General features: G+C 60.3%; 10 protein-coding genes. All 10 read left to right on the forward strand.

Annotation, left to right across the window (positions count from 1 at the left end; genetic code table 11):
• Positions 1–3,201 (forward strand): PKD domain-containing protein (locus tag GXX82_06355; protein NLT22651.1); only part of this gene is annotated, 3,201 nt, incomplete at its 5' end.
• Positions 3,198–4,304, forward strand: coding sequence for a hypothetical protein (locus tag GXX82_06360; GenBank protein ID NLT22652.1), 1,107 nt, complete (start codon positions 3,198–3,200; stop codon positions 4,302–4,304). The genes GXX82_06355 and GXX82_06360, both read left to right, overlap by 4 nt.
• 21 nt (positions 4,305–4,325) lie before the next feature.
• Positions 4,326–5,033, forward strand: a complete 708-nt coding sequence (locus GXX82_06365; GenBank protein ID NLT22653.1) for a GNAT family N-acetyltransferase — start codon at positions 4,326–4,328, stop codon at positions 5,031–5,033.
• Between the two features lie 3 nt (positions 5,034–5,036).
• Positions 5,037–6,122, forward strand: coding sequence for a CapA family protein (locus GXX82_06370; protein ID NLT22654.1), 1,086 nt, complete (start codon positions 5,037–5,039; stop codon positions 6,120–6,122).
• Positions 6,110–7,333 carry a hypothetical protein gene (locus GXX82_06375; GenBank protein ID NLT22655.1) on the forward strand — a complete coding sequence of 408 codons (1,224 nt, stop codon included), beginning with the start codon at positions 6,110–6,112 and terminating at the stop codon, positions 7,331–7,333. Before GXX82_06370 ends, GXX82_06375 begins: the two co-directional genes overlap by 13 nt.
• Positions 7,334–7,370: 37 nt before the next feature.
• Positions 7,371–9,266 carry an asparagine synthase (glutamine-hydrolyzing) gene (gene asnB / locus GXX82_06380; protein NLT22656.1) on the forward strand — a complete coding sequence of 632 codons (1,896 nt, stop codon included), beginning with the start codon at positions 7,371–7,373 and terminating at the stop codon, positions 9,264–9,266.
• 3 nt (positions 9,267–9,269) lie between these two features.
• The gene (locus tag GXX82_06385) at positions 9,270–10,493 is read left to right on the forward strand and encodes a hypothetical protein (GenBank protein ID NLT22657.1); all 1,224 of its coding nucleotides are present in this window, start codon (positions 9,270–9,272) and stop codon (positions 10,491–10,493) included.
• A 7-nt stretch (positions 10,494–10,500) separates the two neighbouring features.
• Positions 10,501–11,694, forward strand: coding sequence for an ATP-grasp domain-containing protein (locus GXX82_06390; protein NLT22658.1), 1,194 nt, complete (start codon positions 10,501–10,503; stop codon positions 11,692–11,694).
• 150 nt (positions 11,695–11,844) lie between these two features.
• Positions 11,845–12,312: an acyltransferase gene (locus tag GXX82_06395; protein ID NLT22659.1), complete on the forward strand. Its 468-nt coding sequence runs from the start codon at positions 11,845–11,847 to the stop codon at positions 12,310–12,312.
• On the forward strand, positions 12,309–12,508 hold a 200-nt coding region (locus tag GXX82_06400), incomplete at its 3' end, for a glycosyltransferase (protein ID NLT22660.1). The genes GXX82_06395 and GXX82_06400, both read left to right, overlap by 4 nt.

The following is a 12,508-nucleotide window of genomic DNA, read 5'->3' on the forward strand; positions in this document are numbered from 1 at the left end:
GAGCCTTCCCTGGAGGTTGTCATCGACAACACCGACAGCGCAACGTCGCGCACCGGCTACTGGTCAGCATCAGGCGCGACAGGCTGCTACGGAACCAACTCGGTCTGGTCCCGCGACGGGGCGACCTTCACGTGGCAGTTCACACCGACGGTGTCGGGTATCTACGATGTCGCCATGTGGTGGACCACGACCTCGACGAGAGGCGCGGCCATCCCCGTCGTGATCGATCACGCCGACGGATCGCAGACGGTCACCGTCAATCAGCTCGAGAACGCGGGTCAGTGGAACGCGCTGGCCGATTCCCTGGTGTTTCTATCCGGCGTGACCTACAACATCACTGTGACCTCCCGCCCGTACCCGGCGAGCACCTGTGCCGACGCGCTGAAGTTCACTCTCAAGAAGACCATGCCCACGGCTTACATAGACTCCATCTCCCCGAGTCCGGCCAGGCTCGGCGGGGCTGTCACCCTGACCGGACACGGCGACGGCACGCTTACCGCGTACGAATGGTCTTCCTCCATTGACGGTGTCATAGGGTCCGGGTCTTCGGTGACGCTTTCCACTCTCAGCGCCGGGGCGCATACCATCACGTTCAAGGTCAGGGGCAAGAATGGTGTCTGGTCGCGGCCTGTCCTTCAGGACCTCAATGTCGTGGTCATCATCGACAACACCGATGCCGCGACATCGAAGACCGGAGCCTGGTCCACATCCACCGCAACGGGCTACTACGGCACGGACTCCGTGTGGTCCCGCGACGGGGCGACCTTCACCTGGTCGTTCACTCCCCCTTCAGCAGGTTACTATGACGTTTCCATGTGGTGGACCACATCGTCGACGCGGAGCTCGTCGGTACCCGTTGCGATCAACTATGCCGGGGGGCCGAAAACGGTCACCGTCAATCAGCTCGAGAACGCGGGGCAGTGGAACAGTCTCGGCGTCTATGAATTTGCCGCCGGCGTGACCTACAACATAACGATCACCTCCCAGGCAAGTCCCTCGAGCACCTGCGCCGATGCCGTCAGCCTTCTCAAGACCGGGCCGACCGTCCCCGCGGGGGGCTTTTCCGCCGACGTGGTCGAGGGGAATGCAGGCATGACCGTGCAGTTCACCGACGAGAGCCTCGGAATGGTATCGTCGTGGCTCTGGAGTTTCGGCGACGGCACGACGAGCACGGAGCGGAACCCCTTTCACGTCTACGCGAGCGCTGGCTACTACACGGTTTCGCTCACGGTATCCAACCCGGCGGGTTCCTATACGAAGACAATGTCCCAGTATATCCACACGGTCCCGGTCGAGGAGAACATTTATCTCGTCGACGGGTACGCCAAGGACGCCGTCTTTGCGAACAACGCGAAGATAATCCTCGCGAACCTGGGGGCGACCCAGGTCGGCGATGCCTGGGTGTACAGCAACGCCTCCGTGGGGAGGACCTTCACCACCCGCTTCATAACCACACCCTCGGCTTTCATGTCGGCATTGAAAGAGAAGGACGCGCACATCATCTTCAATGGTCACTCCAATTTCGGCCTTGGCGGATCCTTCGCACAGGGCAACGAGGTCTATGTGCAGCAGATGGACGACGTCTACTACATAGACGATGACCGATTCACACACACCTCAACCCCCATGGTATCGGTGAAGATCGACGGCGTCCAGTACGGTCAGGCGTATCCCAACTGGCTGCCCGTCTTCAAGGACGGGACGAGCGGCATCATGCCCTACACCTTCTCCGAGGGGATTCCCCCGTACAACTACTACCTGACGTACAAGATCGACGGAGATCCCACTCTCTACAAGATCGAGCTCTCCGACGGGAGCTACCTGGAGAGGTTCCCCGATTCCGGTGTGACCGCCTGGTACTCCGCCGATGGTCTCGCGCCCGACCCCACTCTCAATCCCGGGTACTTCATCACCAACAATGCCACGGACTACAACCGGTGCGATCTTGTCGGCACCTGGCCGGTCGCGAAGGAGAGCGATCAGACGAAGATCGAGTACATGGGCTACAATTACCAGTACCATGCCGCCGGCACGGGCGAGAACTCGGCGACGTGGACCATCGTGGTGAAGACCGCCGGATTCTACAAGGTCTCGGCCTCATGGCAGTCGGGCAGCGGCAACGCCTCGAACGCTGTCTACAGGGTGCAGCATTACGGCGGTTATACGGACGTCGAGGTCGACCAGACCGCGGCGGCACCGTCAGGCGGGTACACCCTGGGGTCCTTCTATTTCGGCAAGGGCAGCTACACGGTCCAGCTGACGGACAACGCGAACGGAAGAGTGATCGCCGATGCCGTAATGTTCACCTCCCTTACGGGTCTCACCAACATGCTTCAGGCCGAGTTCGGCGTCAGCGCCATAACGGGTTCGGCGCCTCTCACGGTTGATCTTACGGATTACAGCCAGGAATCTTCCAGCGCCGGCGCGAACATCACGGCCTGGTTCTGGGATTTCGGCGACGGCACGACAAGCACCGCGCGCAGCCCCCAGCATATCTACACGAGCCCGGGCATATACACGGTGAGTCTCACGGTCACCGATACGGTGGGGGCACAGGACACGGAGATCAAGACGGGCCTCATCGCGGTGGACCGGACGGCCACCCTGAGCGCCCAGTTCGCGGCAAAGAACCGCATCGTCACCGGCTGGACACCGCTCGAATTCATCGACCAGAGCTCGGGGAACCCCACGAGCTGGTTCTGGGACTTCGGTGACGGCACGACGAGCACTCAGCAGAATCCCATCCACTCCTTCCTGACGGCGGGCATGTACCCGGTGACGCTCACGGTCACGTCCGCCAACGGCAGCAGCGCAAAGACGAAATCCGACTATGTCCAGAGCTTCTCCATAGACGCCATCGTCATGGCGGACAACGTGTACCGCTACAAGCCCCACTTTTCGGGTTTCGGCGGCTTCTACGACAAGACCATCCTGTATGGCAACACCGGGGTGAGTGCGAGCGACCTCAAGTACGCCCGCCTGTTCTACGGTTCCTGCAACTCCTGCAACTACTACGCGGGGACCTTCCACCGCGGCATGCTGATCTGCACGACGAGCGATACGGACCTCTACACGGCACTCAACTACTTCCAGGATTACTTGAGCGGGATGACCGACGATGCGATCCTGACGCATCTCAACACGATCCAGAATACCCACGAGATGATCAACTTCAGCCTCAAGCCGCCCTCGCTAAGATGATAGACATACTGAGGTCCATCCATCACTACTCGTCCCATTTCGCACAGTTCCCGGGGCTTCTCCGGGGGATCGCGCGGCCCCGTAACGGCGGCGCCCCCCCGGGGAAATCCCGGTCCGCCATCGTTCTCGATCACCTGTACCTCTTTTTCGTCCTCAAGGTCATGCCCGTGAACTATCACCTTTTCCAGTTCCAATCAAGGAGCCGGAAGGATTTCAGGGAATACATGGATGAGACCGTCGCGCCGCTTCTGAAGCACAGGTTCTACAAAAGCCTGTGGAACGACAGCTACAGTTCCCTCGTGAACGATAAGCACCTATTCCACTGTCTCTGCCGGTATCACGGGATACCCGTTCCCGAACTCCATGGCATGTGCACCGGCGGGTTGCCCGGTGGCGACGACTCGTGCCTCGCGAAGATCATGGATGAAAAGGGAATTGACACAGCGATCCTGAAACCCCGGCACGGTGTGCAGGGGAAAGGTATCTACTTTGCCCGCCGCAACGGCCGGGAGATAGAGTTAAGACCCGCGTCACGTCCGGAAGGTCACCCCCGGGCCGCCGCGGACCTCCCGGAAGGAGAATTCATCATCCAGGAAGTGATCAGGCAGCACCCGCATTTGGAAAGCATGAACCCCTTTTCCCTGAACACGATACGCGTTATCACCCTTCTGACCCGCGAGGGCGGAGTGGAGTTCCTCGCTGCGATGCTGAGGACGAGCTCTGACAGGACGGCAGTGGACAATTTCTCTCTGGGAGGGGTGGTGGTGGGGGTTGACCTCGAGACGGGCAGGCTGAAAGACAGGGGTTTTCAAAAGACCTCGCCGGCGGAGGAATTGAAAAGACATCCCCTCACGGGTGTCGTCTTCGAGGGCTTTGAGGTCCCTTACTGGAAAGAGGTCAAGGAGACGGCGGCACAGGCCCAGAAGGTCTTCAGCGAGCTCAAGGCCATCGGGTGGGACCTCGCGGTCTGCCCTGCCGGCCCGGTGGTGATCGAGGGGAACATAGAGTGGGGAACCACGGGTATCCAGGCCACGAACGGAGGGCTTCTGACGCCGAGGAACAGGTCACTCTTCGCCCGGTACGGCCTTACCTTCTACGAGTAGACGGGAGGCCGGGACAGACACATGGCGGGTTTCTTGCCAAAGATCAGGCGGCACATGTTCTCACTGACGACAATGGTACTCTACGAGAGGTCGATGCGGGATGTCGCCTCCCTCTGTGTCAGGTCAGCGGGAGGTCTCCTCTTCAGGGAACTAACCCCGCGTGACCGCGCGGCCTTCGAGCGGGGTCTGGCCCTCCAGGGAACGCGGGAGACCACCTTTCAGCCGGCCTTCGGCATGAAGGACGTCGACGACCGCCTGCGCAGCGGAGAGCGTTGCTTCGTCTGCGAGGACGGGGACCGGATCGCCGGGTACATATGGTTCAGCACCGTCGACAAGCACATCAGGGAGATCGATGCGACGCTGCGATTGAAAGACGGTGACGTGTATGCTTACAACGCCTATGTGGACCAGGAATACAGGGGCGGAAATATTACCCCGTCCATCCTGGCGGAGGCGGGCAGGGTGTTGCTTCGGGGGGGTTCCAGAAGGCTCCTTCTGGTTACGATGAACTGGAACGAGAATACGCACAGAACGTTGAGAAAGGCGGACTTCCTGCGCGACGGGAACCTCAGGGCCGGATATTTCGCCACTTTCAGGTTCTTCGTGAATTCCTGCAGGAATGTCAACGTTTCGCGGAACGCGGGCCCTTTCGAATTCTACGGAAAGCTCTTCAGGAAGGTCGCGGCGGCCCTCTCGAGGGGAACCGCAGCGCGTGGAAGGATGGTGTGAGCGATGATCGATTGTATCTTCACAGGTGATGTGATGCCCGGCGCGAAGGTGGTGACCGCCTCTCCCGACCCGGGGCTCTCCGGGCAGTTCAGGGGGGCCGACCTGGTCGTCGGTAACCTGGAATGTCCCGTTGTCTTGGAGCCGCCCGCGGCCATGGACACGAGGAAGATCCCCCTGTGGTCGGACGCGTCGAACCTCCGTATCCTCACGGACTTTGGTTTCACCCATGTGAGCCTCAACAACAACCATATCTTCGACCTCTTTGAGGAGGGCCTCGATGAAACGCGGGGTCTTCTCGACAACGCGGGGATCGGAGCCTTCGGCATCGACCACGGGGCGCTGTCCCAGTATCGCCGCGTGACCGCGAAGGGTATCACCCTGGGGATGGCGGCGGTCAACTGGGTGGAAACGCAGTTCTGCGGCCACCTTTCCAGGGACCTCCGCGATCTTGATGTGGGTTCCCTGAAGAAGGACTGCGATTTTCTCATCATGTTCCTCCACTGGGGTGATGACCACAACATCTTCATCAACGCTGACCAGCAGGAGGCGGCAAGGAGGCTCATCGACCAGGGCGCCGACCTCATCATCGGGCACCACCCTCACGTGACGCAGGGCTACGAGGTCTATAAGGGGAAACACATATTCTACTCCCTGGGGAACTTTATCTTCACGCCCCGGGAGGAGTACGCGAGCTTGCCCTACAGTATACGCTACGAGGACTGCAGGGAGAACGTTCTCTTCCAGCGTCCCGAGTGCAAGATCGGCATGTACGTGAGGGTGGTCTTCGACAGGACGGGCTACGAGGTCGCCGGAGTGTATCCCGTGTACCGCGAGGAAACACTGCCGGCTGAGCTGCCCGCGTCTCTCGCATCTTTTTTTGACGATATGCTCAAGCGGATGAACGGCCAGGTGAGAGAGTCGGCGTATGAACTCAACGAGGCGGGCAGGAGGATGATCCTTGCCCGGTACACCCTCCCTCTTATTCTGACGCATCCCCTGTACTGGCCCGTTTTCTTCAGAAAGCTCAGCGTGGGGAAGGCCATGCGCTTCGTAAGGCAAGGGAGGATGGGAAAGCTATGGAAAAGGTGATCGTTCTGACGGCGCGCGAACTGGGGTACCAGGTCGTGAAGGCCCTCGCAGCGGAGGGTATCGGAAGCATCGTGATCTACGGGCATGAGCCCGACGAGATCGCCCAGTTCTCGAAGCACGTCATAGAGACCCACGAGATACCCGGCTACTTTGACAGGCAGGGCGTCCTGACCGACTTCCTCCTCGACAGGAAGGATGAATGGAAGGGAACACTCATAATCCCCACCGACGACTACGGGGTCAAATTCCTCGCCGCCAACAGGGACAGGTTGTCGGCCCACTACGTCATCCCCACCCCCGACCTCGATGTCGTGAACACCGTCGTGGATAAAAAGTCGCTCTACGCCGTCGCCCGGCACATCGGCATCGGGGTGCCGGCCATCCATTCGCCGGGGTCGATGGAGGAGCTCCGCTCGCTGGAGGGCATTCTCACGTTCCCCTGTCTCCTGAAGCCGGGGCTCGCGCACCTGTTCATACGGGAATTCGGCGTCAAGATGTTCGAGGTCCACAGTTTCACCGACCTTACGAGGCGTTACAGGGAACTGACGAAGGACTTCACGTCCGACAGGTTCGAACTGATGATATGTGACATAATCCCCGGTCCCGACAGCAGGCAGATGATTCAGTACGTTTCCTACATGGACAGAGCAGGAGAGGTGCTTGCCTCCATGACGTCGAGAAAGCTCAGGCAGGACCCGCCGCGGTACGGGCAGGGGAGGGTGGCGATAAGCCAGAGGGTCGACGGCGTGGATGGGATAAGCCTGAGGCTTCTCAGGGAACTCGGCTACCACGGGTTTTCCGAGATAGAGTGGAAATATGACCCCCGCGACGGGACGTACAAGCTCATAGAGATCAATCCCCGGTTCATATTCTACACGGGACTGTGCGTCGCCTGCGGCATCAATTTCCCGTACATCCAGTACGCGGACCTCGTTCTCGACAGGAAGATCAGGATCAGCTCCTTCAGGGAGAACGTCTACTGGATCCACGAATACGCGGACGCCCTCCACACTGTGCTGAACCACCGGTTGGAGGACCTGTCGCTCAGGGATTACGTGAGACCCTACCTGGGGAAGAAGTGTTTCGCCATATTCGATCCGAGGGACTGCAGACCCTTCTTCGAACAGTGGAAGCAGCACGCGGGCAATGTGATCAGGAGGTGGAGGAACACAAAGACCTCCCCGTTCGGAATAAACGGGGTGTCGCCATGATGAACGTTCTCGGGATCATCGCCTGGAAGGAGGCAGCATGTGTGGCATCACCGGTATTCTGAACCTTAACGGCGGGACGCCGCCGGAGCCGGCCCGGCTCATAAGGGCGAACGACGCCCTCTTGCACAGAGGGCCCGATGATTCGGGGGCTTTCACCGACGGGCAGGTGGGGCTGGCGATGCGCCGCCTGAGCATCATAGATGTCGCACGTGGGCATCAACCCCTGTCCAACGAGAATGGCGCCATATCCATCGTCTTCAATGGCGAGATATACAACCACCTGCAGTTGCGAGAAGAGCTCATAGGGCGCGGGCACAGGATGAGGACGAGGTCGGACACGGAGACGGTCGTTCACGCGTACGAACAGTGGGGTATGGAAGGCTGCCTCTCGAGATTGCGGGGGATGTTCGCCTTCGCCATCTGGGACAGCTCCGAGCGCGCTCTCTTCCTGTGCAGGGACCGCATGGGGATCAAGCCCCTGTATTATGCGGAAGAAGGGGGCAGGCTCTACTTCTCCAGCGAGATCCGCGGTATCCTGCTGCAATCGGGGATGTCCTGCCGAATGGACATGGCCGCAGTCGATGCCTTTCTCACCGTCGGGTTCGTTCCGAACCCACGCACCATCTGCCAGGGGATAAAGAAGCTTCCTCCGGCGCACTTCCTTACCGTCAGGAACGGGACCATCAGGATGAGAAAGTACTGGGAGCTTGCCTACAGCGGGGGAAACGGCACCACCGTTCAGGAGCTGACCGAGGAGTTCAAGGAACTTCTGGCGGAATCCATCGGGATGCACCTTATGAGCGAGGTGCCTCTCGGGGCACTCCTGTCGGGCGGGATAGACTCGGCGACGATAGCCGCCTTCGCGCAGAGGTCTCTTGCGACCCGCTTGAAGACCATATCCATAAGCTTCGACAGCTGGCGTCTCAACGAAGCCGATGCCGCCCGGGAGACGGCCGCCGCTCTCGGAACGGACCACGTCCCCGTCGCTTTCGGCAGGGACAGCATGGATGATTATCCCGAGGCCCTTTATTACCTCGAGGAGCCTCTCGCGGAGCCGGTGTTCGTCACGGAATACCACATGCACAGGGCCGTGAGACAAAGCGGCGTCAAGGTAGTTCTCACCGGCGAGGGGTCCGATGAGCTGCTGGCGGGTTACCACTGGCACCGCGGTGAGGTTTGGGCGAGACCCTTTCTGAAGTTGCCTTTTTTCCTGCGCGCCATAGTGGCCCAGGGTCTGCTCTTTCGTTCCCGCGGCGCCGGAGCCATGGGGATGTACAGGGTTCTGCGGGAGGGGCGCGGCGACGCACAGGACCAGTACCGCGCGTGGCTCACCATCGGCGACCCGAAGACCAAGGAGCGCCTGCTCTGCCGCGAGGTCTCCGAGGCGTTAAGGAGCAATGGCGCACCACTGCTCGATTCGTGGAAGGACCACCTGCCGGCCGTGGCGGGGCGGCCCCTGCCCGACCAGATGCTCTGGCTGCAGTCGCGGACGCGCATGGTCGACGACATCAACCACTCACTGGACCGGATGAGCATGGCACATTCCGTTGAGGCGCGCGTACCCTTTCTCGATCACAGGCTGTGGGAATTCTGCGCGTCAGTCCCTTTTCGTCTGAAGATCGACGGCACCTATTTCGATCTTACCGAGAAGTTCCTCCTCAGGAACGCGGTGAAGGGTATCGTACCCGAGGGGGCGAGATTGCGCAGGAAGAAGGGACTAGCGGCACCCTACGAAACCTGGCTCATGAGAAGCCGCCTTCCGGACTGGGCGGAGATGGCGCTTTCGGAGGCTGACATAAGAAAGGTGGGGCTCTTCGACGCGCAAGAGGTCGAAAGGCTGAGAAGAGAACACCAGGCCGGCCTGCCGGACCGGGCCACGCTGCTCATGGGCGTCCTGGCGCTCCAGACCTGGTCGCGTCTGTTCATGGGGTGATCGTTGCATACCGCGAAGCATATTTCATCGACGGGGGACAAGGTCATCCTGCTTAACGCCACGGGCCTGGGATACCAGGTGATGAGGGCACTTGGCAGGCGGGGTGTACGATCCATCGTCATCTACGACCAGGAAAGCGAGGAGATCGGAAGGCATTCGAGATATGTGGCCGACCGCATCGAGGTCCCGTGCTTCATCGAACAGCCGGAGCGCCTCCTCGTCTATCTCCTGAAGAATGGGCGAAAGTGGTCAGGCACATTGATCATACCCACGAAGGATTACGGCGTCGAATTCCTGGCGAGGTACAAGGGCATTCTGTCGCGATACTACATCATCCCCACGCCTGGCCTCGATGTCATCGAAGGCATCCTCGACAAGAGAGTCCTCTACGAGAACGCGCGCCGGCTGGGGATCTCCGTCCCCGAGACCTTCCACGCGCGGTCCCTTGAAGATCTGTGCAGGCTCAGGGACATAATAGAGTTTCCCTGTCTCCTGAAACCGGGTCGGGCCCACGTCTTCATAAGGCGCTTCGGCTTCAAGTTGCTCGAGATAGAATGCTTCGAGCAGCTGGAGGCTGTGTACAGGGACCTCACCGGCAACTTCACCGGTGATGCCTTCGGCATGATGATATGCGGGATCATTCCCGGTCCGGACAGCAAACAGATGGTCCAGTTCGCTTCGTACATCGATCGGTCGGGAGAGATGCTCGCCTCCATGACATCGAGGAAAATGAGGCAGGACCCGCCGAGATACGGCCAGGGACGGGTGACGAAAAGCGAAAGGATCACGGATGTCGATGAACAGAGCCGCAAACTCCTGAGAGAGCTCGGCTACCATGGTTTTTCAGAGATCGAGTGGAAATACGATCCCCGTGACGGCGAGTACAAACTTATCGAGATCAACCCCAGGTTCATATTCTATACGGCCCTGTGCACCTCATGCGGCATCAACTTTCCCTATATCGAATACGCGGACCTTGTCCGGCATGAGAAGATACGGGTGCACTCCTTCAGGGAGAACGTCTACTGGGTGCACCTGTACAAAGACCTCCTCCACACGGCACTTAACCACGGAATGGAAAGACTCTCGATCCGGGAATATTTGCGCCCCTATCTGGGCAGGATGTCCTTCGCGATCTTCGATCCCAGGGACCCCAGACCCTTCTTCGAGGAATGGAGGGAGCACGCGGGCAACATGCTTAAGAGAAGGATCCGCACATCCAAGTGAGTACACCATGAGTGCCATCGTCACGAACGCGAAGAACAGGATCGCCTACACCGTTGTCAGGAGCCTCGGCGGGAAGGGGATACCCGTTTACACCGCCGACTTCGTGCCGCTGTCCATGTCTTTTGCCTCACGCTTTTCGAGGGGCCACTTCATCTACCCGTCCCCGTTCAGGGACCAGGCGGGCTTCATCGCGTCAATCGTCAAGAACGCGCGGCGCCTCAAGGCGGAAGTGCTCATACCCGTGTTCGAGGAGACATTCCTCCTGTCAAAATACAAGGACGAGATCTCCCGGCACGTCCGCGTGGCCATCCCCGATTATGACCAGGTCCTGACCGCGCACAACAAGGACAGGTGGATGCCGCTGGCGGAGTCGCTCGGCGTGCCCGTGCCGCGGACCTTCGCGGCCGAGGAGCTGAGGAGGGCGGGTCCGAAGGCCGCGGTTCTGACTTACCCCGTGCTCGTGAAGCCCAATCAGGGCGGGGGTGCCTGGGGTATCAGGGAGGCGGCGACGGAAAGGGAACTCGAGAACATCCTTTCCGGGGATACCTGGTTCGGGCGTCCCTGGGAGAGGTTCTCCGTTCAGGAAAAGATAAACGGGACGGTGCATTGCGTGGCGATGCTCTTCAGCCGCGGAGAGTTGAAAGCCCATGTCGTCTACAGGCAATTGAGGGACCTTCCCTTCACCGGCGGGCAGGCGACGCTGAGGGTGAGCGTCGATAACCCCGTCGCGGTGGGCCATTTGAGGAGATTGCTGGAGAGGCTCGCCTGGCACGGGATATGCCAGGCGGATTTCATCGTCGATGAGGCAACGGGCGTACCCCACCTCATCGACATCAACCCGCGTCTCTGGGGTTCCCTGGTGCAGGGCATCGCGAGCGGCGTGGACTTTCCCTATCTGCTTTACACGTTGGCCCGCGACGGCGACACACCTGGTATCGACGGCTTCAGGAAAGGTGTCGTCACGCGATGGGTGTGGGGGGACCTCAGGACCCTTCCTGAGGCCTTGAAACGCGCGGGCGACAAGATGGAGTTCCTGAAAGAGTACTTCAGACTTTTTGGCAGAAAGATCGCCTTCGACGATCTCTGTTTCAGGGACCCCTTGCCCTTCTTCACCTTCGGCCTCGATTTCCTGGCAAAGATGGTGGGACAGAAGACGCTCCATCCCCGGTCCCACGATTCGCTGGAGGGCGTCTGGGAATAGATGAGACCAGCAGAGTTCCTGACAAAGCTGAGACACAGGTCCCCCTTTCAGGTCGCCTCGGCCGCCCTTCGCTTCGCGCGGGGGTATGTCGTCTCGTGCCTGAGCTTTGAGCGGCGCGCCCTGGTGTCGGTGCGTGGCAGGCTTCGAATAATGAGACGCGACGGGACCATATCGGTGGGCGATATGACCGACCTCTGGCCGGGGGTGAAGCTTTCCTGCCGGGGGAGCGGCGGTGTTGACAGGGCCCGCATCAGGATAGGCCGGAACTGCTCCATCGGCGACAGGACGGAGATCCACGCCGGCAGGCTCGTCGATATCGGCCATGGGGCGATCATAGCCTGGGACTGTGTCATCATGGACCGCGACTACCATTCGACCGACAACGGTCCCGAACTGGTCAGGCCCGTGACGATCGGAAACGGGGTCTGGATCGGTTGCCGGGCCATGGTCCTCAAGGGGGTGACCATAGGCGAGGGAGCGGTCGTGGCCGCCGGTGCCGTGGTGACCAAGGATGTCGCCCCCTTCACCCTCGTCGCGGGCAACCCGGCGCGGGCCGTAAAAAGAGTGGCGGGTTGGCGAAAAGGCAGGCCTTCCCTCACGATCTCCAGGAAGACATGACGGGCGAACCTTCAGAAAAGCCGATCACCGTGCTGCACCTTATCGCGCCGGCGCATTTCGGAGGGGCCGAGAAGGTGGTTCTCAGCCTTGCCGGCGCCATGGACCGATCGCGGTTCAAGGTTGTTGTCGGTTCCTTCGTGAACGCCCGTTTCCCCGACAACGAATTCCTGGGACGGGTGCGTGAGATGGGGATCCC

The sequence above is a fragment of the Syntrophorhabdus sp. genome (genome assembly GCA_012719415.1).
Taxonomy (GTDB): domain Bacteria; phylum Desulfobacterota; class Syntrophorhabdia; order Syntrophorhabdales; family Syntrophorhabdaceae; genus Delta-02.

Coding starts and splice junctions, on each gene's coding strand:
- GXX82_06370 (NLT22654.1), top strand. CDS start 5,037: ATGATCGATTGTATCTTCACAGGTGATGTGATGCCCGGCGCGAAGGTG.
- GXX82_06365 (NLT22653.1), top strand. CDS start 4,326: ATGGCGGGTTTCTTGCCAAAGATCAGGCGGCACATGTTCTCACTGACG.
- GXX82_06390 (NLT22658.1), top strand. CDS start 10,501: ATGAGTGCCATCGTCACGAACGCGAAGAACAGGATCGCCTACACCGTT.
- GXX82_06360 (NLT22652.1), top strand. CDS start 3,198: ATGATAGACATACTGAGGTCCATCCATCACTACTCGTCCCATTTCGCA.
- asnB (NLT22656.1), top strand. CDS start 7,371: ATGTGTGGCATCACCGGTATTCTGAACCTTAACGGCGGGACGCCGCCG.
- GXX82_06395 (NLT22659.1), top strand. CDS start 11,845: ATGAGACGCGACGGGACCATATCGGTGGGCGATATGACCGACCTCTGG.
- GXX82_06375 (NLT22655.1), top strand. CDS start 6,110: ATGGAAAAGGTGATCGTTCTGACGGCGCGCGAACTGGGGTACCAGGTC.